This window comes from Streptomyces sp. NPDC046977, from assembly GCF_040644455.1.
Lineage (GTDB): Bacteria > Actinomycetota > Actinomycetes > Streptomycetales > Streptomycetaceae > Actinacidiphila.
This window is the reverse complement of the sequence record NZ_JBEYWO010000037.1, coordinates 1-25986: the sequence shown is the minus strand read 5'-3', so window position 1 is coordinate 25986 and position 25986 is coordinate 1. Positions and strand designations below refer to the sequence as shown.

General features: G+C 68.9%; 20 protein-coding genes and 1 pseudogene. 11 read left to right on the top strand and 10 right to left on the bottom strand.

The genetic code is table 11. The features are described from left to right. Window positions 1-146 precede the first annotated feature (146 nt). On the top strand, window positions 147-3080 hold the full coding sequence (locus tag ABZ883_RS36990; RefSeq protein ID WP_360914428.1) for a BTAD domain-containing putative transcriptional regulator: 2934 nt from the start codon (window positions 147-149) through the stop codon (window positions 3078-3080). Between the two features lie 370 nt (window positions 3081-3450). Here ABZ883_RS36990 and ABZ883_RS36985 read toward each other — a convergent pair whose 3' ends face one another. Continuing rightward, window positions 3451-3897 (bottom strand): hypothetical protein, encoded by a 447-nt coding sequence (locus ABZ883_RS36985; RefSeq protein WP_360914425.1) that lies wholly within the window; start codon window positions 3895-3897, stop codon window positions 3451-3453. Window positions 3898-4837: 940 nt separating this feature from the next. Here ABZ883_RS36985 and ABZ883_RS36980 point away from each other — a divergent pair. The 5 genes from ABZ883_RS36980 (at window position 4838) to ABZ883_RS36960 (ending at window position 9531) form a co-directional block, all read left to right on the top strand. Further along, the gene (locus ABZ883_RS36980) at window positions 4838-5827 is read left to right on the top strand and encodes a hypothetical protein (RefSeq protein WP_360914422.1); all 990 of its coding nucleotides are present in this window, start codon (window positions 4838-4840) and stop codon (window positions 5825-5827) included. Window positions 5828-5908: 81 nt separating this feature from the next. Further along, complete coding sequence (locus ABZ883_RS36975; protein WP_360914419.1) at window positions 5909-6055, top strand: hypothetical protein; 147 nt, start codon at window positions 5909-5911, stop codon at window positions 6053-6055. A gap of 526 nt (window positions 6056-6581) precedes the next feature. Further along, a complete protein-coding gene (locus tag ABZ883_RS36970; protein ID WP_360914416.1) occupies window positions 6582-7772 on the top strand; it encodes a hypothetical protein in 1191 nt (396 codons plus the stop codon). Window positions 7773-7909: 137 nt separating this feature from the next. Further along, the gene (locus ABZ883_RS36965) at window positions 7910-8725 is read left to right on the top strand and encodes a YgjP-like metallopeptidase domain-containing protein (protein ID WP_360914413.1); all 816 of its coding nucleotides are present in this window, start codon (window positions 7910-7912) and stop codon (window positions 8723-8725) included. Window positions 8726-8862: 137 nt separating this feature from the next. After that, the gene (locus ABZ883_RS36960; protein WP_360914410.1) at window positions 8863-9531 is read left to right on the top strand and encodes a hypothetical protein; all 669 of its coding nucleotides are present in this window, start codon (window positions 8863-8865) and stop codon (window positions 9529-9531) included. An 892-nt stretch (window positions 9532-10423) separates the two neighbouring features. Here ABZ883_RS36960 and ABZ883_RS36955 read toward each other — a convergent pair. Then, window positions 10424-10600, bottom strand: a pseudogene (locus ABZ883_RS36955) (IS5/IS1182 family transposase); the annotation flags it as partial. Window positions 10601-11008: 408 nt separating this feature from the next. On the opposite strand from ABZ883_RS36955, the gene ABZ883_RS36950 reads away from it, so the two are divergent. After that, window positions 11009-11779, top strand: a complete 771-nt coding sequence (locus ABZ883_RS36950; protein WP_360914407.1) for an L-dopachrome tautomerase-related protein — start codon at window positions 11009-11011, stop codon at window positions 11777-11779. 27 nt (window positions 11780-11806) lie between these two features. On the opposite strand, the gene ABZ883_RS36945 is transcribed toward ABZ883_RS36950, so the two are convergent. The 3 genes from ABZ883_RS36945 to ABZ883_RS36935 form a co-directional block, all read right to left on the bottom strand. Continuing rightward, window positions 11807-12526 (bottom strand): GNAT family N-acetyltransferase, encoded by a 720-nt coding sequence (locus ABZ883_RS36945; protein WP_360914404.1) that lies wholly within the window; start codon window positions 12524-12526, stop codon window positions 11807-11809. A 172-nt stretch (window positions 12527-12698) separates the two neighbouring features. Then, window positions 12699-14219, bottom strand: a complete 1521-nt coding sequence (locus ABZ883_RS36940) for an FAD-dependent monooxygenase (protein ID WP_360914401.1) — start codon at window positions 14217-14219, stop codon at window positions 12699-12701. 369 nt (window positions 14220-14588) lie between these two features. Then, window positions 14589-15089: a cupin domain-containing protein gene (locus ABZ883_RS36935; protein ID WP_360914398.1), complete on the bottom strand. Its 501-nt coding sequence runs from the start codon at window positions 15087-15089 to the stop codon at window positions 14589-14591. Between the two features lie 187 nt (window positions 15090-15276). Here ABZ883_RS36935 and ABZ883_RS36930 point away from each other — a divergent pair, with 187 nt between their 5' ends. Beyond that, on the top strand, window positions 15277-16239 hold the full coding sequence (locus ABZ883_RS36930; protein WP_360914395.1) for a LysR family transcriptional regulator: 963 nt from the start codon (window positions 15277-15279) through the stop codon (window positions 16237-16239). Between the two features lie 346 nt (window positions 16240-16585). Beyond that, window positions 16586-17320, top strand: coding sequence for a D-Ala-D-Ala carboxypeptidase family metallohydrolase (locus tag ABZ883_RS36925; protein ID WP_360914392.1), 735 nt, complete (start codon window positions 16586-16588; stop codon window positions 17318-17320). Between the two features lie 268 nt (window positions 17321-17588). Here the strand turns inward: ABZ883_RS36925 and ABZ883_RS36920 are convergent, their stop codons facing one another. The 3 genes from ABZ883_RS36920 to ABZ883_RS36910 form a co-directional block, all read right to left on the bottom strand. Then, the gene (locus ABZ883_RS36920; RefSeq protein WP_360914388.1) at window positions 17589-18587 is read right to left on the bottom strand and encodes an NADPH:quinone oxidoreductase family protein; all 999 of its coding nucleotides are present in this window, start codon (window positions 18585-18587) and stop codon (window positions 17589-17591) included. Next, on the bottom strand, window positions 18568-20184 hold the full coding sequence (locus ABZ883_RS36915) for an MFS transporter (protein WP_360914385.1): 1617 nt from the start codon (window positions 20182-20184) through the stop codon (window positions 18568-18570). The genes ABZ883_RS36920 and ABZ883_RS36915 overlap by 20 nt, the downstream gene beginning before the upstream one ends. Window positions 20185-20395: 211 nt before the next feature. Continuing rightward, complete coding sequence (locus tag ABZ883_RS36910; protein WP_360914382.1) at window positions 20396-21823, bottom strand: aldehyde dehydrogenase family protein; 1428 nt, start codon at window positions 21821-21823, stop codon at window positions 20396-20398. Window positions 21824-21945: 122 nt separating this feature from the next. Here ABZ883_RS36910 and ABZ883_RS36905 point away from each other — a divergent pair, with 122 nt between their 5' ends. Continuing rightward, entirely contained in the window at window positions 21946-22521 is a 576-nt protein-coding gene (locus tag ABZ883_RS36905; RefSeq protein ID WP_360914379.1) for a TetR family transcriptional regulator, read from the top strand. 245 nt (window positions 22522-22766) lie between these two features. Continuing rightward, window positions 22767-23405 carry a TetR family transcriptional regulator gene (locus ABZ883_RS36900; RefSeq protein WP_360914376.1) on the top strand — a complete coding sequence of 213 codons (639 nt, stop codon included), beginning with the start codon at window positions 22767-22769 and terminating at the stop codon, window positions 23403-23405. Between the two features lie 392 nt (window positions 23406-23797). On the opposite strand, the gene ABZ883_RS36895 is transcribed toward ABZ883_RS36900, so the two are convergent. Together ABZ883_RS36895 and ABZ883_RS36890 are read right to left on the bottom strand one after the other, a co-directional pair. Next, window positions 23798-24565, bottom strand: a complete 768-nt coding sequence (locus ABZ883_RS36895; RefSeq protein ID WP_360914373.1) for an alpha/beta hydrolase fold domain-containing protein — start codon at window positions 24563-24565, stop codon at window positions 23798-23800. Window positions 24566-24871: 306 nt separating this feature from the next. Continuing rightward, window positions 24872-25825 carry a LysR family transcriptional regulator gene (locus ABZ883_RS36890; protein WP_360914370.1) on the bottom strand — a complete coding sequence of 318 codons (954 nt, stop codon included), beginning with the start codon at window positions 25823-25825 and terminating at the stop codon, window positions 24872-24874. Window positions 25826-25986: the final 161 nt, after the last annotated feature.

Genomic DNA, 25986 nt, shown 5'->3' with positions numbered 1-25986 from the left:
GGTCCCTCGGCGCCCGGGACGGTCGGCCGACGACGCTCCCTGAGTACCTTTCGCATCAACCGTGACCGTATTTGGCTGACCTTAGCGATAACCTTGCAGGCAACCACGTCACGCGAATCGGAGATCGGTGTAGCCCAGGGGGAACGGTGCTGCAGATTCGCCTGCTCGGGCCGGTGAAGGTATGGGCGGCGGACCGCTTGCTGGACGCCGGATCGCCCCGGCAACGCGCAGTGCTCGCCGTGCTGGCTATGGAGGCCGGCCAACCGGTGCCGTTGGAGAGCATCGCCGACGACGTGTGGGACGGCACCGCGCCAGCCGCACAGACGGTGTACGTGCATATCTCGCGGATCCGCCGGATGTTGCGCAAGGCGGGCGGCAGCGACCACAGACCGCCGACCGTGCTGAGACCGGCCGGCGGCTACCAGCTCGACATCGACCCGGAACAGGTCGACGTGCACCGGTTCCAGCGCCTTGTCGACCAGGCCAACCGACCCGAGCTCGCCGAGGGCGAGCGGGCACAGCTATTGCACGACGCGCTCGACCTGTGGCAGGGCACGCCACTGTCCGATCTTCAAGGCGCGTGGGCCGACCGGATGCGCTGGGTGTGGCACCGCAAGCGCCTCGACGCGATGATCGGCCTGGCGCAGGCCGAGGTGCGGCTAGGCAACGCCGCAGCCGTCGTCGGTCCGCTGACCGACCTCATCGCCGAGCACCCGCTGGTCGAGCCGTTGGCGGCGGTGTTGATGCAGGCCCTACACGGTTCCGGCCGCACCGCCGAGGCATTGGATCGCTATGCGCTGACCCGCACGCTTCTTGCGGAGAGCCTGGGCATCAACCCGGGGCAGGAGCTGCAGCGGCTGCACGAGGCCCTGTTACGGGGCGAACTCGAGCAGCCCTCGGTACCGCCGGCCCGTCCGCGGCGGCTGGTGCCGGCGCAGCTGCCTGCCGGCGTCCGGGCGTTCACCGGCCGGGAGACGGAACTCGCTGAGCTCGACCGACGGGTGTTCGACGCCGAATCCGCCCCGAAGGCCGTGGTGATCTCGGCGATCGAGGGCACCGCGGGCGTCGGCAAGACCGCCCTGGCGTTGCACTGGGCGCACCGGGTTGCCCACCGGTTTCCTGACGGCCAGCTGTATGTCGATCTCCGGGGTTACGACCCCGACCTGCCGATGACCGCGGCGGACGCCCTTGCTCAGTTCCTTCTCGCTCTGGATGTCGCGCAGGCGGACATCCCGATCGACGTCGACGCGCGAGCTGCCCGCTACCGGACCGAGGTCGTCGGCCGCCGGATGCTGATCGTCATCGACAACGCCGCGTCCGCCGAGCAGATCCGGCCGCTACTGCCCGGAGCACCATCGTGCGCGGTCGTGGTGACCAGCCGGGACCGGCTGGCCGGGTTGGTGGTCAAGGATGGGGCTCGGCGGTTGGACCTCGATCTGCTGCCGGCCGCCGACGCGTACACCCTCCTGCGCACGCTCATCGGATCCCGCGTCGGCGACGACCCCGTCGCGGCCGGCACGCTGGCGACGCAGTGCGCCCGACTGCCGCTGGCGCTGCGGGTCGCCGCCGAGCTCGCGGTCACCCGGCCGGACAGCACGCTGGCCGAGCTCGTCACGGAACTGGCCGACCAACAGCACCGGCTCAGTCTGCTCCAGGTCGGCGATGATCCGTACACCACCGTCGGGGCCGTCTTCGGTTGGTCGCTGCGGCACCTGTCCGAGGATGTCGCAGACATTTTCCGCCTGCTCGGCCTGCACCCCGGCCCGGTCACCGACGCGTACACCGTCGCCGCGCTGGCCGACGTCGACCCCGAGCGGGCTCGCAAGGCTTTGAACCAGCTCGCCCAGGTCCACCTCGTGCACCGCATCGATGCCGACCGGTACGGCATGCACGATCTCCTGCGCGCCTACGCGACGAGCCTGATCGGCGCCGACGAGCTCAGCGCTCACCGTCGGGCCGCGCAACAGCGGCTGTTCGGGTACTGCCTCGCCGCCACCACGGCCGCCATGAACCGCCTGTACCCGGCCGACAGCCACGGCAGGCTCGCCGTGCCGGAGACCGGCGCCGCCGTCCCCGCGCTCGACGATTCAGGCGCGGCACGCCGCTGGCTGGATGCCGAACGGTGCAACCTGGTGGCGATCAGCGGCCAAACTGGCGCAGCCGGCTGGGCGGAACACACCATGCGGCTCTCCGTCATCCTCTATCGATACCTCGCGGGCGGCTTACCCACCGACGCGGCAGTCCTGCACGGGCATGCCCGCGACGCAGCGCGCCGGCTCGGCGATCTGGCCGGCGAAGCGCAGGCACTGCTCGGTCTCGGCGGCGCGGACATCCAACTGTCCCAGTACGCCTCGGCCGCAGCGCGTTTCGAACGCAGCTGCGAGTTGTTCCGGCAGGTGCACGACTCGATCGGTGAGGCCCGGGCGCTGGCCAATCTCGGTGCGGCGCAGGCGCGCCTCGGCGACCTCATCCACTCCGTGCGAAACCACGCGCAGGCGCTCGAAGCGTTCCGACGACTCGGCGACCGAACCGGCGAGGCCCGGGCGCTGATCAGCCTCAGCGTCGCGGAGCGGCAAAACGGCGACTACGACCTCTGCGCCCACCACATCCGACAGGCGCTCGAGCTGCACCGGCAGGCCGACAACCAGTCCGGCATCGCGTTCGCGCTGACCAATCTCGGCACCGTGGAGACACATCTGGGCGAACTCGGGCTGGCCGCCGAACACCTGCGCCACGGCCTCGACCTGTTCCGGAAGATCGGAAACCAGCAGGGCATGGCCTATGCCCTGGACCGGCTCGGCATCGTCCATACCCAGTCCGACGACTCGGACCTGGCCGTGCAGCACCACGAACGCGCACTGGAGCTGTTCCGCCAGTCCGGCGACCGGCACGGCCAGGCATTGGCGCTCAACGGCCTTGGCGAGGCCGCGCTGCAGTCCGGCAACGCGCCCGACGCCTTGACCCACCACAAGGCTGCCCTGGCCGTGGCGACGTCGGTGGGTGACATGGACCAGCAGGCCCGCGCCCACGCCGGTGTTGACAGCGCGCAGGACGGTCCAGGCGACTTGACCGGCACCTGACGGCTACTGGTTCAGGCCGAGCGGGCCCAGCGACAGCGCCGCCACGTGCCATGCCTTGAGCTCGAACCGGTCACCGAGCGCAACCCTAGCCCGGTCGCATGCTGGGTTGATCGATCCCCCGCGCGTCCTCATCCTGGCGGCAGCTCACCTGCCGACGCGTTTTGTGATCGTGCGCGTGATGCGTCAGGTCAAGCGGTCCGCTGCGCACCCGGCCGCGCGGTCCGCAGCCGACGCGGACTGAGCCACACCCACGCCGGCAGCCTCCAGATCGCGCGCATACGGACAGCGTGCAACCTGGGGCTGTTTCCCGCGCGGGGTGCTGCTCCGGCCTGGTGATGCCGTTGTGCCGAGAGCCGGCACGCGGGAAACGTCAGTCGCGGTGCTCCTCGGCGACCATCCTCGCGAGGGCGTCCTCCAAGCCGCGGACGGCCCGCGCAATCTGCCGCCGCTCCGCCTCGGACAGCAACGGAGGCTCCGATGCGACGCCCTGCTGCGACACTCGATACAGCAGCGACTCATGCACCTGGTACACGGCCAGTACGACCGCGTGACCGCTGAAGACGTCGTGGTGGGGACTGCGCCGCCCGATCGACTCCCGCAGCTCCTCCAACTGTTCAAGCAGTGCTGGCACTCCGCCCTGGTCGAACTGGGCACGTACGTCCGAGATCACAACCTCGATCGGCAGACAGCAAACCTCTTGCTCGAACTCGAACCCCCGGGGAGATAACACAGCCCGCAGCGCTTCCGTGTATCTCTCGCCCGTCTCGGCCTGGCGCAAGCGGGTCATCTGCGCGGCCGTGGTCTGCCTCTTGGGCATCGCGTACTCGTTTCTGACGGTCTCCCACGCTCCCGTCGGACGAGAGGATGTACCGAAGGGACACGGGCCCCTGAGGACCTTGGCCGGTCGATCACCTGGCGGCGTGGGCGCGGGTGACGGCGGGAGGCGTACGCGACTTGCCTGCCGCAGATCGTACAACAGGCCTGGCTCCACTACCGCGAGACGTCATGCGGGCCAGGGATCACCCCAGACATAGCGCCTGTCGCACCCACGCGAGAGGAGATGTGGAAGAGCTTTCGCCCGCATTCCTCGCAGGCGGCGTGCTGGGCCGCCAGGTGCGCCTCAGCAGTGGGTGCAGGCGGGCCCAGCGCACAGCTCGCAGCGTGTGCCGCAGGCTCCTGGCATCGCTGTCGCGATCGGCTCCCTGGCCCGGGTGGCCACATATTCGGCATACGGCATCGCCGCCACGGCATCACTCCTCACCTTCGCGACCGCGGCGAGAGGCAGGGAAGGCCGCTCACGACATCGCAGAGCAGAAGTAAGGAAATGACATGACGAATACGCCCACTGCCTCGAACCTTCAGACGCAGGCCACCCGGGGATCCGGCTCGGAGGCCGCGGCTCCATACGCAAGGTCCTGGACACCGGCGTCCACCCGGCGACGCTGCGCCCGCTCGCGGCCGGGATGCGCTGCGTAGAGTGCGTTCACTTCTACCTCAAGGTGCTCGACAACGGGTCCGAGCGCAGAAAGTGCGGCTTGGTGGCCGGCACGGGCCGACGCAACGGGGGCCCCCACATTCGTGAGGAGATGCCTGCGTACGTGGGCATAGCGAAGGCGACCGCGCCCGTCACCCAGAAGAGAGCCGAGACCGCGCGTCGAACAGTAATGTGAATTGCGTAATTGGATATACCGCGGTAGCCTTGGGCATTCGCTGGGTGCTCCAGCACCCCTTTGCGTCGATCCTGACAAGGTTGTCCTGTGACTCTCCCATCCCCGCGCCTCGACCGAGGCACGTTTTCGTCCTCCGGCCCGGCTCCTGATCCGACCTTCGCCCTCCCCGCCGTCTCATCCCAGCTGCTCCCCCCACCCAGCGACTACACCAAAGCGGAACTGATCCCGCTCCTGGCGCGCGCCCGCAGTGGCCCCGAGGCCCCACGGACGCACTACACGCGCACCGACTTCCGGTCGGCCTCGTCCCTGGCGGACCGGATCACGACACAAATCGAGTCGGCCCACCGCGAGGCGCTGCGCGCGGCCGGACTGCTGGGCCTGGTCCCGATGGCACTCGGAGAGGACAGCGATACCTCCAGCATGCCGCGTCCGCGCGGCGGTCTCGGGGACGAGATGTTCATCGGCCGAGCCGAGATGGTGGCCACTGTGCGGCAGTGGCGCAGGACGAAAGTCGCCTATGACCTTGATCCCGATCTGTCGGAGAGCCTGGTCGACATGGAGGTCGACACGGAGTTCCCCGGTGAGGTTCTGCGGCATCTTCCCCACCCCGACCCGCTGTTCATGCTCAGGAAACCGGCCGTGGTCGCCGACAGCGAGGGCGCGCCATCTGAAGTCCTGGGCTTCCTCGTCGTCGGCCGCCCGGCTCTGCGCGGTGTATGCAGCACCTCCGAGATCACGGACGACACCCCCATGTACCTGGTGAGCGCTCTGGTGCGCCCAGCCCACGGCCGGCTCGGCTCGGTGCTGCTGTTCGCCAACGCGGCCGCCGGGACCACGACGGTCAGCAAGATGGTCGACGACAGCGTGAGTCTGACCGAACTGGCCGAGGGCGGGCCCCGACCGGCGGACACGGCCACCCTCGACTACGTGCGGCGCCTGGCGGTGCTCGTCATCTCGCACATGCTCTATATGTGCAGCGACCGGCCCGATGCGATGCCGACGCCGTCGGCCACCACGATGCGCGGACGCCACGGGGCCAAGGGCGGGCGCCCAGCGACGGTCTACCAGGTCGGCTGAAGGCTGGGGCCAGCCATCGCAGCGTTCAACCGCAAGGTCGCTCGGCTGCGTGAGCACGCGGTCGCACGGGGCGGCTCCGTCTTGCCTCACATCCGCCGCGGTCATCCGCACACGTTCCTCCACGGGCCCGGCCGGATCTGGAAGAAGGTCCGCTGGGTGGCTCCCACGCTGGTCAACGCGGCCGTCTTCGGCGACGAGGCACAGGGAGTGGTCATCCCGGTGTTCTGAGTGGCCGCAGACGCCCTGCGCTCCTCCGGCGGCGGAGAGCCGAACAGGCCTCTGCCGCCGCCGTCCGGAAAGCCAGCAGAATGACTGTCACCGTCCGCGGCGGCTGAGCGCCCTCCGCGACCGACCGATGAGCCGGCGCCGCGCGGTGATCGGCAGGCGCGCCGACGCCGGCGTGCCGGAAGAGCAAGCAGCAGCGGACGTCGACGCCCTGTGCGGGCCGCGCGCTCGCGTACGTCGCTCAGAATCTGGCCCTGCAGATCGCCGAAGCGCGACAGCGATGCCATGCGGCACGGGACTGGATCACCCGTGACAGCATCAGCCACCAGCCGCGGGGGCTCATGTACGCGCTCGCCACTGTGTTGGGCAATCCACGGGGCCCCAAGGCAGCTCGCAGAGAGGCGTGTTCCGTAGAATCACACCAGACACATGCATTGCTTAATTGGATTTATCGCTGTAGCTTAGTGCATCTGGCGAGGCCTATCCGCCCTCGCTCTCTCGCACACGCACACGCTACTGACGAGGCATCATGCGCACCCTCGGCTCACTGCCCTCTCCCGTCGTTCGCGCCTGGACTCCCCCTGAGCCCAAGCGCCTTCCCGAGCTGCGCCAAGCCATGGAGGAGCATCAGCGCACGCGCTTCGGGCTGCTGAACATGGCCGAGTCGCTGCGGGGAGGCAGTTTCTCTCTGTATCCGTACCTCCCCGGCGCCCCGGACCCTCACTCCGCCGCGTCGCTTGTGCTGTGTGGGCAGGAGTCCCAGCGGCTCCGTGAGGCCCGCCTCTACTTCGCCGACGAGGACATGACCGGGCTGGCTGTCGCCGTCGGGCAGACGGCACCAACGGAAGAGATCACCACGGACCGTTTGCCGTCCCCCAGTGGCCTGATGGTCTTCTCCGACCCCATCGGCTCCTACGACCGCAAAGCCGGCGGACCGGATGCTCCCGAGCACCTTTGCGAGATGAGCGTGCCGACTCCGATCGTCGGTGTCTCCTGGTCCCTGTGGAGCCCGGATCAGGTCCTGGAGGGAGCCGTTCGGTGGTTCGCCCACTCAGTGCACGGCAGGCGGCTGATCCCACCTGGCCGCCAGGGCATCTGGCTGACCTTCTACACGGCCGGGCGGATCTACGACATGCTCGACCCCGACGCACTGCTGCCTATGGACGAGCACAGCGCTGTACGGGCGGGCGACATAGCCGAGTTCTACCGTCAGCAGCCGGATCTCATATGGGACAACGAAACGGTACTACTCAAGGGCGATCGCTTCCCCGATTCCAGTACACCGCTCGGCACGACGGGCGCCTGGGCGCAGATCGTCTACACCGCGTGGCAGTTGATGGCCCAGGAAGGCAAGCAGGCGTGGACGGAGAAGGAGGTGGTCCACCGCGACCGGGCGGGGCGCAAGCGCGACCGCCGAGAAGGACTGAGTGAGGGCGACGTCAACGTCGTCCGGCTGCTGCCTCGCCACCGACCCTCGCCGGATGCCACCCAGAAGGACCAGCAGGCGAGCGAGCCGCGCATGGCGCCGAGTACGGCCTTCCGCTGGGAGGTCGCTCCCTACCGCAGTCCCAACCGGTGTCTGAACACGCGAGCCCACCCCGACGGCTGCACCCACGCCGAACGCATCATCGCCGGTCATCACAACGGCCCCAAGGGCATGCCCGTACGGCCCGCCAAGGGCCCCGTTCACGTCTGGGGCAACATCCCCAATCCCCGATAATCATCCAGCCGCACGGCCCTGGCGAGAGTTTTCGACTTCCGCCGGGGCCGCCGCACGCGTTGCCCGGCGGTGCACAACTGCGGGGTGGGCCGGCGGCGCCGGCGTCCACCACCCAGCCTGACGGAGGACACCTCTCCATGACACCGACCGCCGCCCCGGACGAGTCCGAGGCCAACACCCTCATCCGTGACATCACTGCGGCCCTGGAGGCCGACGGCACCCTCAACGCCGGCACCTTCGATGTCGTGATGTCGCACCGGCGAACCCAGCACGCGCTCACGACACGGCCGGACGGCCGACGCGTTGTCCGCGTCCTGCCGACGTCGACCCCGGGTGAGATCATCCGGTTCGTCCGACAGAACGCCTCGCTCCTCGAACTCCACGCCCAGCGCATGGCCGAACGCGGCCCACTGCATCCCGACAAGCACCTCGCGGACGGCTGCAAGCTCACCTGGCTGGGCACTGCGGTCCGCCTCTACCTGGTCGACACCCCCGTCCCAGTTCACCTCCGGCAAGGCGTGGGCGTAGGACTGCTCGTTGCCTACCGCGGCGACATCGTGCGGCTGGGCGCGCGGCCGATCATCGACTGGTACACCCGGGCCGGTCGCGCCTGGCTGGAGACCGCGGCGCCGGCCCGCTGGTCCCGCCTGCGGACCCGTCGCCCGCTGCCGCAACTCGCGGTTCGGGACATCGGCCGCCGGCACGGCGGCATCTACCAGGAGCACGCCCATGAACTGACCCTGCACTGGGCCGTCTTCCAGCTCCCGCCGCTCCTCCTGGAGTACGTGCTGGTGCACGAGCTGGTGCACGGAACCCGTCCGCGCGGCCGGTCCCACGGGCCGGAATTCCGGGTCCGGCTACGGCGTGCGCTTCCCGATGCGCCGGCCCGTCACGAGCAGTTCAAGGCCGCGTTCCGGCTTCTCTGGGTCGGCGACACCAGATTGCTTGCATAATTGGAAATATATAGGTACCGTTAGCGAACTGTAGCGAGAGCCTCCGGCCGACGTGTCGTCGGATCGCGCCTTTCGTCCACAAACCTCACGCCGCGGCGCCCAGGCCCGCGGATTCTCCTCGACAGAGACCCACCAGAATGAACCCCCAGTCCTCCGGCCCTGTGGCCGAGTGGTTTCCCTCCTCGGTCACCTACAACGAGCTCGGGCCCTACGACGCCGAGGTCCTCGGCCACCGGCGCGACGGAATCGTCCGGCCTCGCTTCACGGCTCAGGTGATGCGCCAGATCGCCGATGAGGCCCGAACCGTCACACCGGACGACCCCAGGATCCGGCTCGCCGACGGGACCGCCGAGATCCTCGACCGCGGCCGCCCGCCGAGGGTCGTCGAGCGCTGCACGCCCGACGCAGCAGGCCAGTTCGCTCTCGGACACGGCACCTTGCCCTGGCACGAGTACACATCGGTCGACACTACGGCCTTCACGCGTGCTCTCGACGACGCACAGGCGGCCGGATACCCGCCGGCAGGCCTCGACGCATGGACCGTCGCGTTCGTCGATCACGGCCACCGCATGGCTCTCCTCGCGGTCTATCGCACCCCCGACGAGAACGCCGCCGCCTACGACGCGCTCTACAACGCCCTGTACGCCGGCGGCCTGTCGTCCTACGAGACCACGGGGGCCCGCGCCGATGCCGCCGAGCTCGCGGCACGGCGGCACTTCAGCCGGGAGCGCGCGCACGTCACGCCCGGCACCGTCGTATGGCCCACGGTCGCCCCCGCTACACGGATCACAGCAGGTCCCTGCTGACATCGCGGTCGCCGCAGACAGCTGCCGCGCCCTCTGATCCCGACGCGATTCACCAGCACAGCACGAAAGTCAGTTCTCTCATGGCCCAGCCTGATTTCGCTGCCCGTCTCACTGAGGCCCTGTCCTCCGTCCGGCAGTCCGCCCCCACCCCCACTCCCGCCCTCGCCCTCGTTCACGAGGCGCCGGCCGCCGACAGCCCCGACTGCGCCGATCCCGGGTGCGCCCGGCATGCCGGAGTCAGCAACCCACCCCGCTTTCACATCACGCGGCGCAGCGGCGCCGACCTCGGGGAATCGATCGCCGATGCCTGGTACGGGAGTTGCGGCAGCAGCCGCATGGACATCCCGGCGGGCGTCGTCGCGGCCCTGGCGCTGTGGCCCGTCAAGTCCGAGGGTGCAACGCATGCCGGCGCTCTCTCCAGTTACATCGCCGCCCAGCCCCCGCGTGTCCTGGTCAAGGGATACGCCGAGGTCTACGCCGCGACCTGGATGCTCCGGCCCGACCTCATGGACGTCGCCGCACCGATCTTCCGTTGGACGGAGGAAGACCTCGATGAACAGGAACTGCACGGGATCGCGGCGGTCACCCGGACCGCACTGCGCGCGGGCGTGCTCCACTACACCGGAGACAGCGACCCATACTTCCGCTGCGACATCGACTTGAATTCCGGGGCGACGGCCCGTCACCTCGTGATCCGCGCCGCGGCCTTCGAACCGACACGGTCCCAGCTGCTTCCGGTCCGCTACAGCGTGGACTCGCTGTATCTGCCCATCGCGCCCCTCACCGGCATGGAGCGGCAGGAAAAGCTGACGGTGCCGGACGGCCTCACCCGGCAGGCGGAACAGATCCTCCGGGCCCTCACCAGCCTGGCGAGCGGCCTCGCGCCCGGCCACGGGGCCTCGGTGATGCGGCCGTCCACGGAGATCTCGCTCAGCCCGAGGCCAATCATCCGGTCGTACGCCTCCAGCGCGAGGGCGTGCACCTGCCCGGGTATTCCCAGCTCAGCCCACTCTTTGACGCGTCGTAGGATCGTGCGGTCAGAACATCCGGGACTGGAGATACGTTCGTACCGTCGGCAGCTCGCGGCGCGGCGCAAAGCGGCGTTCGCCACCGAACCGATCGGCCCGGGCCTCACCCAGCGCCTGCGTCAAGTCGGCGACTTGGGCCTCGAGCTGCTGTTCACGGCTGCTCGGGCCGGACCTCCCCGCCGCCAGCTCGGCCCGGCCGGACTCCAGGAACTGGCGCTGCCAGTTCCCGACCGACTGCTCGGACACCTTCGCCCGCCGCGCGGCCTCGGCGCGGTCATCTCACCGGCCAGGATCGACAGCACGATCCGGACCTTCTCCTCCGGCGGCACCGCCGGCGGTCTCACCATGATCGATCAGACTCCTTCACGGGACAGGACCCGCAAGAAACGAGCCCTGCCACAAAGTCTGACGCGCGACACGCCGGCCGCATCGAATTCGGCTACGCACCGATGGGCGGCCCGAAACTCGTCGCGATCGACCTGCGCACCGACAAGATCGTCCGGACGATCGTCCTGCCACGCGAGGTGGCCGGACCACGCAGCTTCGTGAACGACGTACGGTTCGACCTCACCCGCGGAAAGGCGGGCACCGCATACCTCACCGACGCCTCGCCCGACGGCCCCAACGGTCTCATCGTCGTGGACCTGGCCTCCGGAACGTCATGGCGCCGGCTGGACAACCAGCCCTCGACACGGCCCGTCCCGGACTTCGTGCCCGTGATCGAGGGGAAACGGATGCTCAACCGCCCGGCACACGGCCCCACCAGCCCCATCAACATCGGAGTGGACGGGATCGCACTGAGTCAGGACGGCAAGACGCTGTACTACTGCCCGCTCTCCAGCCGCACCCTATACTCCGTCCCCACCACAGGCCTGGCCGACCGCCGGGTGCCCAACTCCCAGATCGCGAAGACCGTGCGCGACCTCGGCCGGAAGGGCATGTCCGACGGCCTGGAGGCCGACGCCGCGGGCCGCGTCTACGGAGGGGACATCGAACGCAACGCACTCGTTGTCCGTGACCCCGACGGGCAGTATCGCACCCTGGTCCGCGACCACAGGCTGATCTGGCCCGACACCCTCTCGATCGGCTACGACAGGAACCTGTACGTGATGGCCAACCAGCTCAATCGTCAGCCCGCCTACAACTCCGGGGTCGACCTTCGACGCAAGCCCTACGTTCTCTACCGCGTCCCCGTGGACGCTGGCCCCGCGCGGCGGTAGGCCGCAGGACCCCCTTACATCCGGCCTTCACCGTCTGGGAGTGCTGACAGCGGTGAATTGCGTGTGCCGTCGCATAGTGAAGCCCAGCGACGAGTAAAGGCGGATCGCTCCGGAGTTGACAGCAGCGGCTTGCAGGAAGGGGGTGTCGCCTCGTTCCTGTATGTGCGCGGCCACCGTACGCACCAGTCGGCCGGCGAGCCCGCGGCCCCGGTGGGACGGATCCGTGCAGACAGCGCTGATCTCGGTCCAGCCCGAACCACGGAGCCGTTCGCCGGCCATTGCGACCAGTCTTCCTTGGTACCAGATGCCGAAGTATGCCCCCAGCGTGACCGTTCGCTCTTTAAAGGGGCCGGGCTGTGCACGCGCCACTAGCCCGAGCATGTCGGCGGTGTCCTGGAGTCCGAGTCGACTCGCCTCCGGGTCCGTCGTACCACGCACGTTCTCACCCACCATCTCCACGCCGGGGATGGCCTGCACCACGGTCCACCCCGCGGGAGCCCTGGTGACGCCGGGTAGGAATGTGACGGCTCCGGGTCCAATGAGGCTGGCCAGGTCGGCCCAGGCACCGGGGTCGTCCGGGTCCTCCAGGGCCGCGAACGGAGCGACATCCACGGGATAACGCGCGGCCCTTCCGTATCTCTCTGCCATCAGAGAGTGCGGCCCAGTGAGAGCGGTCCAGGCAAGATTGTCCAGGGGATGTCCGGACGGGTCGTGGTTGGCCTCGGCGAACGGGATGAGTGTGCTCATTCTTTCCTGCTTCTTGTGTACGCGCCCCGGAGATAGATTTCGGGGCCGCCGAACGCATCGGTGTGACGGTCGGAGGCGTTCGGCCCTTCGCTGGATCGAGGGTTTCGATCGTGTGCAACGGAGAGATCCGGCACCGCGTCAGTGCCGGATCTCTTGGCGGGCCTGGTCCTAGCTAGAAGACCGCAGGCAGGGACTCGAGCGCCTTGCGCACCTCGGCCGTGAACTCCGCGCCCGAGCGCGGCGTCCCGGTCGCCCACCACACGTGCCCGTCAGGCCGGATCAGGGCCGCGGTGACGCCGGACCAGGCGGGGCCGCCGGTCTCGGCGAGCTGGCTGGGGTGGACGGCGATGCCAACCGTGGCGGCGCCCGCGGTCACTTCGGCGTCCACCGGCCCCTCCCCCATCATCAGCAGCACGGCGCGGCCGTCGTGCAGGAGCGGGAACAGGCCGTCGCCCTCGGGGTCGTGGGCGCGGGTGCCGGTGAGCGGGTGGGCGTCGGCGTCCTCGGACGGGTAGGCGGTGTCGAGTCCGGACAGTTTTCCGGCCAGCAGGCCGGTGAAGGCGGGGGTGCCGGCGATCGCTTCGTTCAGCAGGGCGCGCAGGGCGGTGACTTCGGGGGTAAGGCCGACGATGAGTGCAGTCTGGGCGAGGGTGTGTTCGGCCAGTTCCCGGCCGACGGGGTGGCGCTCGGCGTGGTAGGTATCGAGGAATCCCTCGTCGGCGCGGCCCTGGACCACCGCCGCCAGCTTCCAGCCGAGGTTCGCGGCGTCCTGGAGGCCGACGTTGAGGCCGACCCCGCCGGCCGGCCAGTGGATGTGCGCGGCATCGCCGGCCAGCAGGACGCGGTCCTTGCGGTAGGTGGACGCCAGCCGGGTCGCATTGCCGAAGCGGGACAGCCAGGAGGGGTCGCGCATGCCGAAGTCGGTGCCCGCGATCCGCAGCGAGGCGTCGCGCAGTTCCTCCAGCGTCAGCGGCTCGCGGGTCTGGTTCCGCGGGTCGTAGCCGGTGACGCGGAACCTTCCGCCGGGCAGCGGGATGACCAGGAGGCGACCGGCTTCGTTGAGGGCGGTGAATCCGGGGGTCAGCGGCGGCCGGTCGAGGATCACCTCGCCGAGGAATCCGTACACGGACGTCTCGAAGCCCGGGAAGTCGATGCCCGCTTCCCGCCGGACGACGCTGCGCGAGCCGTCCGCACCGACCACGTAGTCGGCGCCGATCGAGTAGTCGCCGTCGGGGCCCTTCACGTGCACGGTCACCGACCGGCCGTCGTCCTGCGTCAGCGAGACGACCTCGTGGCCGCGGCGGACGCGGACGCCCCGCTGGGCGGCGTAGTCCTCGAGCAGCTCCTCGGTGACCGTCTGTGGCTGGGCCAGCAGATAGGGGAAGGGGGTGGGCAGGCCGCGGAAGTCCACGCGCGAGTCGAGCATGCCGAAGTGCCAGTTCGGCAGGGGGCGGCCGCCGGCGATCACGTCCTGGTGCCGGCCGCGCAGGGCCAGCACCTCGATGGTGCGCGGCTGGATGCCCAGCGCCTTGGAGTGCGGGGAGCGGCGCTCGGCGCGTTCCAGTACGAGAGGTGTGACGCCTGCCACGGCGAGTTCGTAGGCCAGCCAGAGACCGGCCGGGCCGGCTCCCACGATGACGACCTGCTGATCGGAGGAGTCCCGGTGGGCGGCGGCCCGGGGCGATGTGGACATGGGGTTTCTCCTGTTGGGGGCGCACAAGCTACTAATGACCATCTGGTCATTAGTGATGCTAGACCCCGATCAGGCTAATGACCAAATGGTCATTAGCAGGCGCATCCCACATGCGAGCACGGTGACAACCGGGCCGCCCTGCGGGACATCGCCCGCCGCGCCGGGGCAGCGGCGGGCGCGTCACTTCGGCAGCAAACAGAACCCCGCTGCGGTACCCGACACCCGGTCGATCGAACTCGCCGAGACGCCGCCGAACCGTTGCCAGCCGGACCCGCCGTGCCGGGGGTGGGCGCGTCAAGCCGTACGGTCGTGCGCGAACCGCCTGGAGGCGGGCCTGTCGCTCTCGCGGGCCCGCAGCAGGGAAGCGCCTCAGGGAAGCAGTGGCGGGCCGACGATCTGGATGCCGTGAACGGCCGCGATACGGGTGAGTTCCTCGGGGTCGGGACCCGGGCCGGCCTGCGGCGGCTCACCGTTCACGAGCGGCACGCCTACCTTGGCCACGAACTCGTCGAAGCCGCCTCCGGGGGTATGCAGCGTCAGGAAGCGTGCCTGGGGCGAGGTCACGACGAAGCCGTGTGCCAGGCCCCTGGGCAGCATGGCCAGCGCGCCCGAGCCCACGCTGCGCACCTCATTGCCCACCTCGACCCGCAGTGTGCCCTCGAGGACAACAAACGTCTCCTCGTCGTTCTCGTGCAGGTGCAGTGGCGACATGTAGCCCCGCTCGCCGCTGTGCTCCAGCAGCGCGTATGCTCCCGCGGTGTCCGCTGCACGGGCCCGCATCCGCACCAGGCCGCCCAGGAAGTTCACGACGCTCTGCGTATCGGGGTCGGTCAGGACCGGGGTGGTGATGTTGCCAGACAGGGATGTCACTTCATTCCTCGCTTCCGATCTATCGCCCGACCATATGAACAGAGGGAATCCCCCACAGTCCAAGACCGTTCATGCACCATCCGATGTCGCCGCGGCATCACGGGGTGTCGCGCCTGCGGCGCTACGGGAGTGGACATCGTCCCGCCGCATCCAGCAGCCCGACCGCAAAGGTGCTTCCGCCTTGTACATGCCTGAAACAGCCCCACAGGTGGCCCACCCGGAGCCCGATATCGAACTCAGGTTGTTGAGGGCGTTCCTCGCCGTCGCCGAGGAGGGTCACTTCGGGCACGCAGCGGATCGTCTCCGGATTGCCCAGTCCGCGCTCAGCCGACAGGTGCAGCAGCTTGAACGCCTGCTCGGCGTGGTGCTCTTCGAGCGCACGCCTCGTGGTGCCGTCGTTACCGCGACGGGACGGCTGATCGTCCCCCATGCCGAACGGGCGCTGGCCCAGAACCGGCGCATCCTGCACGCCGCCCGGTCGGCGGCCGAGGGAAGTGATGTGTTGCTGACCCTCTCCGCCCCGCTGCCAGGCCCGCCCGGAAGCCTGCTCGCGGAGGCTCTGCGGCGTTTTCGTGGGGACCACCCCAACGTCCGGGTGTCGGTGACCGGCCTCGACGACGGCGACGAGTCGGCGGCGCTCGCCGAGGGCCGCATCGACGCGGTGCTCACCTGGGACGAGTCCAATGTGGGCGGCTTCGCCAGCGAAATCCTGGTGGAGGAACGCACCAGCGCGCTGCTCACGCAGGGACACCCCAGGGCAGATTCTCTGGAGGTCACGGTGCGCGATCTGGCCGGCGAACCTTTCCTGTTCCCGCTGCAGGAACGCCGCCACTGCTGGGAACGGTTGCGAGTCGCCGCACTTGCCTCGGGCACCGAACTCACGGTGATCCCGACTGCGCCTTCCGCCGTAGCCGACCTTGTAGCGGCCGGACTTGGGGTGTCAGCGGTCCCCTCGTCATTCCGGTTCGCCGCTCACCCCCAGGTGGTCCACATACCGATTCCAGGACTGTTCCATCGGATGAGCGTCATGTGGCGCGGGGACGACGACTCGGGCAGCGTTGCCGACTTCGTGGCCGCATGCCGGGCCGCCGCCCGCGACCTGGCAGATGCCCACCCCGACGTGTGGCGACTGCACGAAGGATCCCCTTAGACGTCCCGCGCGCACGAAACTCACCGGTTCGAGACCATCGCTTCATCAGGACCCGACCTCGGCAAGAGTGAACACCGGTCCGCCCCAGCGTCAGCCGTCCGTCGCCAGCCGCACTTCGACGTCCGCGGTGCAGGCGGTTTCGAGATCCTCGCCCCACTGGGCAAGAACGGCGCCGCGAATCGATCTGTGCAAACGCGGGACCCGGCTCCAGCGTGGTAGAGAGGCTGCCGCATTCCATACCCCAGGCGCAGTTGACGCGCGTAGCACAGGGGCGTCACCCTGGGTGCGCCCGCTGTCCGTGCGGCGGCGTCGCCCACCATTCGAGTCCGACGGTCGGGAGGCCGACATGCTCAAACGTGCAGGGCACATGCTCTTCGTGATTGTCATGCTCATGGCAGGTGCGATCGTCGGAGTGGGCGCCACCTCGGGCACCGCTCATGCCGACGAGTGCTACACCTGGAGCCGCACCCTTTCCCAGGGCTCCTCCGGCGCCGATGTGACGCAGCTGCAGATCCGCGTCGCTGGCTGGGTGACCTCGGGCGAACGGCTGTCGTACGACGGCGTCTACGGCGCGCGGACCACCGCCGCGGTCAAAAAGTTCCAGTCCGCATACGGCCTGCCGGCCGACGGCGTGGCGGGCTCACAGACCTTCAACAAGATCTACGCGCTCCAGGACGCGGACTGCACCCCGATCCACTTCGCCTACTCCGAGCTGAACAAGTGCAACTCCGACTGGTCCGGCGGTGCCGTCTCGGCCGCCACCGCCAAGGCGAACGCCCTGAAGACGATGTGGAAACTGGAAGCGATGCGGCACGCCCTCGGTGACGTGCCGATCACCATCTCCAGCGGCTTCCGCTCCTACGCCTGCAACAGCGCCGTAGGCGGCGCGTCCGGAAGCCGCCACCTGTACGGCGACGCCGCCGACCTGACCGGCTCACCGAGCCTGTGCACGCTCGCCAAGCAGGCGCGAGTGCACGGCTTCTCGGACATCCTCGGTCCGGGCTACCCCGACCACAACGACCACGCCCACGTGGCCCTCGACCCGTCGCCGTACTGGTCCGCACCCAACTGCGGAATCTGACAACCGCCGGCGGCCGCGACGGCCCGACAGCCGCACCAGGCGCTCCGTCACCGACCCCCCGGACCAGGTGGAGGGCCGAATGCGTGTATGGACCTTGGTGGCGGCGTCGCCAGCGGGACCAGCTCGGCACATGATCGTGGCCTGCAGGATGGCGGTGACGTCAAACGGCCAGTGGACGGCGGATTTCGGCTGGTGTGAGGTCCGCGAAGTCGGGATGTCGGTCTCGATACCTGGACTTCGCGGACCCACGGCCATCTCGGCTGGAACGTCACGCCGAGGCGACCCGGACCACCGACTTCCCTGGGCCGGGGGTCGATTGTTCGGTGATCATCCGGGGCACGTCATGGAAGTCGTAGACCCGGCCAACCGGCATGGTCACCTTACCCGCGCCAGCCAGCTCCGCCAGTCGTTCCCACACCAGCGCCTCGGCCTCGGGATCGCCGGGCGTGGCCAGCACGCCCACCGCGCTGTAGTTGCGCAGCAGCATGTCCATCGGGTTCAGCGGAACGGGGTTTCCGCTGGCGACACCGACCAATGCGATGCGTCCGTTGCGGGCGATGCTCTTCAGCGCCGTGGCTGCGGTGTCCCCACCCACCGGGTCAAAGATCAGGTCGATACCCCGTCCGTCCGTGATCTCTGTGAGGCGCGCGGTCAGGTTCTCGTCGCGGTAGCCGATGACGTGATCGGCGCCGTGCCGGGAGCAGAAGTCGAGCTTGTCCTGGCTGCCGGCCACTGCGATGACCTTCGCGCCCAGGGCCTTGCCGAGTTGCATTGCCGCGGTGCCAGTGCTGCCAGCGGCGCCCAGCACGAGCAGTGTCTGCCCGGCCTCGATGGGAGTGCGATCGACCAGGGCGGCGTAGGCGGTGCGGAACCCGATAGGGAAGCCGCCGGCCTCCTCGTCGGTCATGGTGGGCGGGATGCGGATCGTGGAGATCTCCCGCAGGTAGGCATACTCTGCGAAGCCGCCCCAGCCCTGCAGGAAGGCGGTGATGCCCGTCACCCGGTCTCCCACGGACAGCCGTGAGCCGGTCGACACGGCCACGACCTCGCCCGCTGCCTCCTCGCCCAGCCCGAAGGGCGGATCGCCGAGCAGCGGGTACTGACCCGCCGTCATCATGACGTCGGGGAAACCCGCTCCGGCGGTACTCACGCGGATGAGCACATGTCCCTCCGGAGGTGCTTCCCAGGTCAGTTGCTGGAGCTCCACCGACTCCGCCGGCGGGCCGAACTTGATCGCGCGCCACGCCTTACCGGTTGTCGTGTTCAAGGCAATTCCCCTTATCGGTGGTTGATTTCATATCCGACGTCGCCCCCTGGCAGTGCGGGGCCTCGCCGCGATCAGCTGCTCGGGATCGCCGGTCGCGCGTCTTCCCGAAAGGATCGGCCGCGTCCATCGAGGTTGCAGCCGGGACGGTTCGTGTTCCGATGGCGGGACCGGTGCCCATGTGACCGCGTGCGGGCAGCAGGAGAGCGGTGGCTGCGGCAAACGTGGATGCGAACAGCGCGCAGAGGAACACGTTGCGGAAGGCACTGTGTGACGGCATCTCAGTACCGTGCAACGTGGTGACCCGGCTGGTCAGAATCATGCCGAGGACAGCGCCCGAGGCCGAAGTGCCCAGGGATCGCATGAGCGTGTTGACCCCGATGGCAGAGGCTGTCCGAGCGGCCGGAACCCCGTCCATGACCAGCATGGGCATCGCAGCGTATGCGAGTCCCACGCCCGCCCCGATGACACAGCTGACGGTAACCAACTGCCAGACCGCGTGCATGATGAGCAAGCCCAGCAGCCAGCCGGTCGCCACGATCGCGGAGCCGGTTACCAACGTGGTGCGCGCTCCGAAGCGAATGGAGAGCCATGAAGCGAGCGGAGAGGACAGCAACATGACGAGGCCCGAAGGCGTCAGGCACAGGCTCGCGGTCAAAGTGGACAGACCGAAGCCATAGTGGGTGCTTCTGGGAAGACACAACAGCTGGCTGGTTGAGTAGACGAGAGCGTAGGTGGCAAAACCCACCAGCACCGCAGAGACGTTCGTGACGAGAACCCGCCGGCCGGCGGACGCCCGCAGGTCGATCAACGGGTGGGGCCGGTGCCACTCCCACCGGCCCCACCAGGCCAGCACTACGGCCGATAGGGCGAACAGGCCGGCGACGCGTGGACTCGTCCACCCCCAGGCGCCGCCTTCGGAGAGCGCCAGCAGCAGGCCGGTCGCCCCCACCACGAGGCCCACCGCGCCGCCAGCGTCCATCGGCGCGGTCGGCGACGGCACGGGGAAGCGCGGAATCACGGCAGCCACTAGAAGCAAGGCTGCCACGCTCGCCGCTGCGAACACCCAGTACAGCAGGTGCCAGGGGGCACAACGGATCAGCAAGGCGGAACCTGGAAGGGCCAGCGCGCTGCCGACGCCGACCATGGAACTCAGGACGGCGGTGGCCGTACCGATCCGCGCGGCGGGCAATGTTTCTTTCACAATGCTGATGCCCAGAGGAATGGCTCCCAGGGCACACCCCTGCGCCGCGCGCCCGGCGAGGACAACCGGCAGGGAGTCACCGACGGCGCAGAGCACGGAGCCGACGAACAGCGAGACCAAGCTCCCCAGCAACGCGGACCGCTTGCCCAGCATGTCGCCCAGGCGGCCGGTGATCGGGTTGGAGACGGCTCCGGCCACGAGGGAGGCCGTCACCGCCCAGGCCACCCGGGAGGGCGAGGTATCCAGTAGCCGCGGCAGCAGAGGAACGAGGGGGACGAGCGCAGTCTGGGCCATCGAGGTCAGCAGACCTGCGAGCGCCAGCACCACCGTGATCCGCCAGGCGGCCGGGCAGGAAGTCAGCTCGTCGTGGCGCCTGTCCTGTTGCAGGCCGTTCATATCGCGTTTCTTCCGGTTCGGGCGACAGGGCGCACAGGCTGCCATAGGTGGGGTGGTGGCACCGGGCCGCACCGCCCAGCCGTATGCGGCCGGGCAGGACTCACCGGAGTTGTGGAGAGCCCGGCCGACGGCTTGTGCCTGGATGCCTGCACCTCACCCATGCGGCGGGACAGCATGTCCCGGACGCGCGCCGCCAACGGAGCTGGAACGGTCAGCGGGCGCGGTGGAGGATGGTCATCTCGGTGAAGCCCTCCATGGCCCAGGGGCCGTTCTCGATGCCGACGCCGCTCCACTTGATACCGGCGAACGGCTGGTCGAAGGTCATGGCGGTGTGGGTGTTGACCCACGTCATGCCCGTCTCCATCTGTTCGGCTACAGCCGCGGCCCGCTCGGGGTCTGCGCCCCAGACCGAGCCGCCGAGTCCGAAGTGGGTTGCGTTCGCCCGCTTCAGCGCGTCTTCCACATCGTGGTAGCCGATGATCGGCAGCGCGGGTCCGAACTGCTCCTCGTCGACGATGCGTACGCCGTCGCTGACGTCGGTAATGATCGTGGGCTGGTAGAAGTAGCCATTGCCCTCGATCCGCTTCCCTCCGGTGGCGACGGTCGCGCCGTGTCGCACCGCGTCGTCGACGAGTTCAGCAACGCGCTCGCGCTGGGGGAGGTTGTTGAGCGGGCCATACTGCGTCCGCGGGTCGCTGCCGTCGCCGAATCGAGCGCTGCGGGCCCGCTCGACGAAGGCCTCGACGACTGCCTGACGTATCGACTCCGGAACGTAGATGCGTTTGGGGGCCACGCACACCTGACCGGTGTTGTGGAAGGCACGTGGGAAGATGCCCGCGGCGACCGCGGCCGGGTCGGCGTCGTCCAGGATGATCGCCGCGTCGTTGCCGCCGAGTTCCAGGGTGGTCCGCTTCAGGTCGGCGGCAGCCGCGGCAGCGATAGCCTTACCGGTAGCGATGGAGCCTGTAAAGCTGATCTTGCGGATCAGGGGATGTTCCGTCATGGTCGCCCCGGCTTCGTTGCCACCGCTGATCACGTTCAGGACACCGAGGGGAAAAACTTCCCGCAGAACCTCTCCGATCTTGAGCGTGGACAGCGGAGTGAAGGGCGAAGGCTTGACGACCGCCGTATTGCCTGCAGCGAGGGCTGGCGCGATCTTCGCCGAGGCGATGATCAGCGGGAAATTCCAGGGCGTGATGATCGCGGCCGGCCCGACAGGGCGGCGGACGATCTCCACCAGAGCCGTCTCGTCGTTGCGGATGACCTCACGCTTGAGCTCCATGTCGGCGTAGTAATGAAAGTAGGCGACTGCAGTGGCCACCTCCCGGTGGGACTCGGCCAACGGCTTGCCCTGCTCGGCGGTCAGGAGCGGCGCGATCTCGTCCGCGGCCGCGCTGAGCGCATCGGCGGCGGCATGCAGCGCGGTACGTCGGGCGGCTGAATCCTTCCGCCAACTCGCGAACGCGGCGTAGGCGGCCCGGACCGCAGTGTCGACGTCGGTCGCCGAGGCGTTCGGAGCGGCGGCGATCACCTCGCCGGTAGCGGGGTTGACGACGTCGAACTTCTCATGGGCCGGGTGTGCGGCACCCGCGATGGTGGCCGTGGGAACGGCGGTAAGGGTGAATTTGGGCGCTGACACGCTGCTTTCAATCCAATCTTGAAGCCAAGAAACCGAACAAACTAGTTCGATCTCTACGCTACGTGGACCCCCCGCGATTGGTCAAGAACCAGTTCGTTCAGTTATTCGGATACACTGCGCGCATGGCCTACGACTCACATGCAACCAGGGCGCGCATCCTCGAGGCTGCGTACCGCGAGTTCGCCGCCTACGGCTTGGCCGGAGCCCGCATCGACCGGATCGCCGCCAACGCCAAGGCGAACAAGCGGGCCATCTACGAGTACTTCGGCAAGAAGGAGGACCTGTTCGACCAGGTCGTCACGGAGCGGCTGGAGCTGAGCGTGCAGGCCGTGTCCGCCTCGTGGGACGACCTCCCGCAGCTCACGGTCGACGTCTTCGACTACTACGCCTCGGATCCGGACCGCATGCGCCTGACCTTGTGGCGCCAGCTTGAGCGGCCCGCTCCCGTCGAGCGCGAGGTCGACCACTACCGCGAGTCCCTCGAGGCCATGGCGGAGGGCGGTGGGGACCGGGCGATCACCGATGCCGACCTGTACGCCGTGATCTGGGCCATTCACCACGTGCGCGTCCTGACGCCCCTGGCACTGCAACTTGCCGACAGCGGGGCGCCCTGGTCGAAGGAGCGGTGGCAGCAGGTGCGCGACGCCGCCTTGACCAGTGTCAGCCGGATCGTCCGGGAGCAGTCTTCGGCGTCCTGACACCGCAGGCGCCGGCACTGAACCGTCAGGACGTTCCGGGCGCCGCTCTTGGCCCTCACCCAAGACCGCCGCACCCTCACAACCGAGCCAACCCAACGCGAACTCGTAGCGGAATGGCCTGATCACTAAGTGCCACCGACTCCCTTGCCAAACTCCCTTGGGAGTCAGTCCAACCTCGCCGTGTCCGGGCCTCGAAGCTGCACCGTCGTGCCATCACCGACGCCACGGGTGGGTAGGGTGCGGTTATGCCCGCCGCACAGAATCCGCCTGCCCGCCCGCGCCGCGTCCGCGACCCGGAGTTGCACCGTCGCGCCATCGTCGACGCCGCGGCCCGCACTTTCACCGAGCGCGGCTACAACCGGGCGACGCTGCGGGACATCGCCCAGCGTGCAGGGGTGACCCACGGACTGGTGCTGCGCCATTTCGGCAGCAAGCAGAACCTGTTCCTCGCCGCGGTCCCCGGCACCCGCTCCATCGAAGACCTCACCGAGGAGTCCGGCGAGCCGCTGGCCGCCCGCATCGCGCGGGAGTTCGTCCGCCGCCTCGAGCACCCGGACGGCACCGACACCTTCGTCGCCCTGGTGCGGAGCGCGGCGGACGACGAACTCGCCGCCGCCGAGCTGTACGTCGCCATGCAGGAGCGCACCGACGCGACCTACCGCAGCCTGCTCGGCGAGCACGCGCTGGAGCACCGAGTCCCGTTCCTGGCCGCATTGCTCGTCGGCGTCACCTTCAGCCGGTACGTCATCCGCGCCGGAGCTCTGGCGCAGATGAGCGCCGAGCATTTCACCGAGGACCTGACCGCCTCCATTCATGCCCTCCTACTCGAAACGCAGACGACCGAACATGCGGCGCTGCCCGGCAGCCGCAGCGACCACCGCTGAGAGGCTGCCCGCGTAGGTCGGTCATACCTGCATGTCTCGGTCCCGGAGGCCACGACCATCTGCATTCGAGTTCGAAGTGCTGCCCGAACGGCCCCAACGAGAAGTGGCGGGCAACGGAATCGTCGGCGGACTTGGAGTCGATGTCACCGTTTCCCCCGCACAAGCACGGCCTCGAACGCGTTTCGTTCCTGCGTCAGTCCGTAACGGGAACGGAAACCTGGCGTTGTGGTCGCCTCGTCAAACCCTCGGCGTGAAGGCGACCTCCGGGATGCGCGACGAAACGGAACGTATCGCGGCCTGTTGTGGCCGGCCCGTCGCTGCTCCCCCGGACGGTGTGGGCTCTGACCGGGCCACCACCGGCCCGCCGGACCCGTCTTCGCTGTGGCTCACGCTCAGCCCACCTCGCCCGCGCCGTTCCCGACGTGTAGGCCGTCTGCTAGCGCCCGGGTCCAGTCGGTCACCGCCCTGCGTGTGACGTTAGCATCGGGAAGGTAGAAATCGAACATGTGCGGCACGCCCGGGACGAGGTGCAGCTCCACCGGGACCTCCGCCGCGGCCAGGGCGGCGCCGAAGACCAGGGCCTCGTCACGACCGGGATCACACCGCAGATCATGAGCCACCGAGGTCTCGGGCGCGGGCCGGCACGGCGTAGCCGCTTCGCGGGTCGGCGTCGGCGTCGGCGTCGGCGTCGGCGTCGGCGTCGGCGTCGGCGTCGGCGTCGGCGTCGGCGTCGGCGTCGGCGAAGTATGCGGACCACACGTCCAAGGCCCGGACCGGTTCCAGAGCCTGGTATCCGTGATCATCCGGGAGGACGGCGTGTTCTGGCGGTCGTCGAGCACCGGATAGCCCAGGTACAGAAAGGCTGGCACCGGGCCGCCCCGGTCACGGGAAGCCAGAGCGACGCCGGCGGCAAGTGCGGCCCCCGCCGAGTGGCCGCCCAGTGCGATCCGCGCGGCATCGATGCCGAGTTCGGTGGCGTTCTCGGCCGCCCACGGCAGTGCTGTGTAGCAATCGTCGAAGCCAGCCGGGCAGGGGTGCTCCGGCGCGAGCCGATAGTCGGGCGCGATCACGACGATGCCCAGTTCCGCACAGAGCCGCAGGCAGTGGCCCTCCTCCGCGTTGGGCGCGCCGATGGCGAAGGTTCCACCGTGGAGCCACATCGCTGCAGGGCGCGGGCTGGACGCTGGGGCATCCGGTAGGTAGACGCGCAGGGGGCAGCGTGTGCCCATCCGGGTGCGGGACGCTCCGCTCTTCCACACGGAGGCCGGGGATCGGAGCGAGGGTTTCCGCCGTGGCCACGGCCACCCGGCTGCCCGCCAGGTCGGCGAACACGTCCAGATCGGGGAGCGCCTCATGGACATGGGGAGAACGAACTGTTGTCCATTGGGCAATAGACACCTCGCATCGCGTTGTCCAATGGACAGTACGGTGCTTCGGAGCCGCGTATCCCCGGGGACGGACGGGCGTCACTCCCGCCGCATCCCGGCACGCCGCATCGATTGGTCCACCAGGCCGAGTCTTCGGGCCACTTGCCGAGGCATCAGAGGGGCGTGCTCACCGAGGGCATCCAGGAAGCTCGCGGTCACCGGGTCCGGAGCCGTGCGGGTATACCCGGTCAGCCGTCTACGCAGGGGCGGGTCGGGGCGGAGGACGGCACCGCCGAAGCGCGGTGGGAGGGCGTTGGCGGGCACCATCGTGGGGCCCAACCCGGCCGCCGCGTAGCTGATGGCCGACGGCGCCTGTTCAGTGCGGACCGCGATCCGGGGCCGGAAACCGGCTGCCACGCAGGCTCGTTCGAGGATGTCGGACAGGCCGCTGTCCGGGGTGAAGTGCACCCACTCCCGCTCCGCCAGGTCTGCCAGGCGGACGCCCGGAGCGTAGTCCGTGGCCGCCACCGGGTCACCGGCGTGGGTGACCACCACGAACTCCTCCATGCCAACGTGCCGGGCAGTGCCCTCCCAGTTCTCCGGCAAAGGCCCCACGGCGACATCGGCCTGCCCTGCAGCCATGGCCTGGGCCAGCTCGTCGCTGTGGCGATGCTCAAACAGTCTGATCCGCACCCCTGGATGCTGCCGGCGCCACAGACCGAGAACCGTCGGCAGCACGCCCGAGCTGATCGAGTAGAGCGTGGCCAAGTGCAGCTCGCCGGTAGATACGCCAGCGGCGCGACGGGCGGAAATGGTGGCCCGCCCGGCCTCCGCGAGTGCCGCACGGGCGTGCGGCAGCATCGACCGACCCGCCAAAGTGAGCCGTACACCGCGTGGCAGGCGCTCGAGCAGCGGTCCTCCGACCTCGCGCTCCAACGCCAGGAACTGCTGCGAGAGGCCCGGCTGGGTGACGTTCAAACTCTCCGCGGCTCGCGTGAACGATCCCTCGTCCACGATGGCCACCAGATATTCCAGCTGTCTCAGTGTCGCCATGTGCTCAGGCTATAGGAAAGATATGAAAGAGTACTTGGACTTATGGAGTGTGGAAAAGGCATGCTTCTACTGACTTGTAATGCGTGATGTCGTGGGGTGCTGACAGGTTGTGATCGTCGCGGTACACCACGGTCATGAGGTACGCGCAGGGTGGCGGGCTG

What these genes read in the sequence shown, in the direction of transcription:
- ABZ883_RS36985 (WP_360914425.1), bottom strand. Translation starts at nt 3,897, where the DNA reads ATGCCCAAGAGGCAGACCACGGCCGCGCAGATGACCCGCTTGCGCCAG.
- ABZ883_RS36970 (WP_360914416.1), top strand. Translation starts at nt 6,582, where the DNA reads ATGCGCACCCTCGGCTCACTGCCCTCTCCCGTCGTTCGCGCCTGGACT.
- ABZ883_RS36965 (WP_360914413.1), top strand. Translation starts at nt 7,910, where the DNA reads ATGACACCGACCGCCGCCCCGGACGAGTCCGAGGCCAACACCCTCATC.
- ABZ883_RS36960 (WP_360914410.1), top strand. Translation starts at nt 8,863, where the DNA reads ATGAACCCCCAGTCCTCCGGCCCTGTGGCCGAGTGGTTTCCCTCCTCG.
- ABZ883_RS36950 (WP_360914407.1), top strand. Translation starts at nt 11,009, where the DNA reads ATGGGCGGCCCGAAACTCGTCGCGATCGACCTGCGCACCGACAAGATC.
- ABZ883_RS36945 (WP_360914404.1), bottom strand. Translation starts at nt 12,526, where the DNA reads ATGAGCACACTCATCCCGTTCGCCGAGGCCAACCACGACCCGTCCGGA.
- ABZ883_RS36940 (WP_360914401.1), bottom strand. Translation starts at nt 14,219, where the DNA reads ATGTCCACATCGCCCCGGGCCGCCGCCCACCGGGACTCCTCCGATCAG.
- ABZ883_RS36930 (WP_360914395.1), top strand. Translation starts at nt 15,277, where the DNA reads ATGCCTGAAACAGCCCCACAGGTGGCCCACCCGGAGCCCGATATCGAA.
- ABZ883_RS36925 (WP_360914392.1), top strand. Translation starts at nt 16,586, where the DNA reads ATGCTCAAACGTGCAGGGCACATGCTCTTCGTGATTGTCATGCTCATG.
- ABZ883_RS36915 (WP_360914385.1), bottom strand. Translation starts at nt 20,184, where the DNA reads ATGAACGGCCTGCAACAGGACAGGCGCCACGACGAGCTGACTTCCTGC.
- ABZ883_RS36905 (WP_360914379.1), top strand. Translation starts at nt 21,946, where the DNA reads ATGGCCTACGACTCACATGCAACCAGGGCGCGCATCCTCGAGGCTGCG.
- ABZ883_RS36900 (WP_360914376.1), top strand. Translation starts at nt 22,767, where the DNA reads ATGCCCGCCGCACAGAATCCGCCTGCCCGCCCGCGCCGCGTCCGCGAC.
- ABZ883_RS36895 (WP_360914373.1), bottom strand. Translation starts at nt 24,565, where the DNA reads ATGTGGCTCCACGGTGGAACCTTCGCCATCGGCGCGCCCAACGCGGAG.
- ABZ883_RS36890 (WP_360914370.1), bottom strand. Translation starts at nt 25,825, where the DNA reads ATGGCGACACTGAGACAGCTGGAATATCTGGTGGCCATCGTGGACGAG.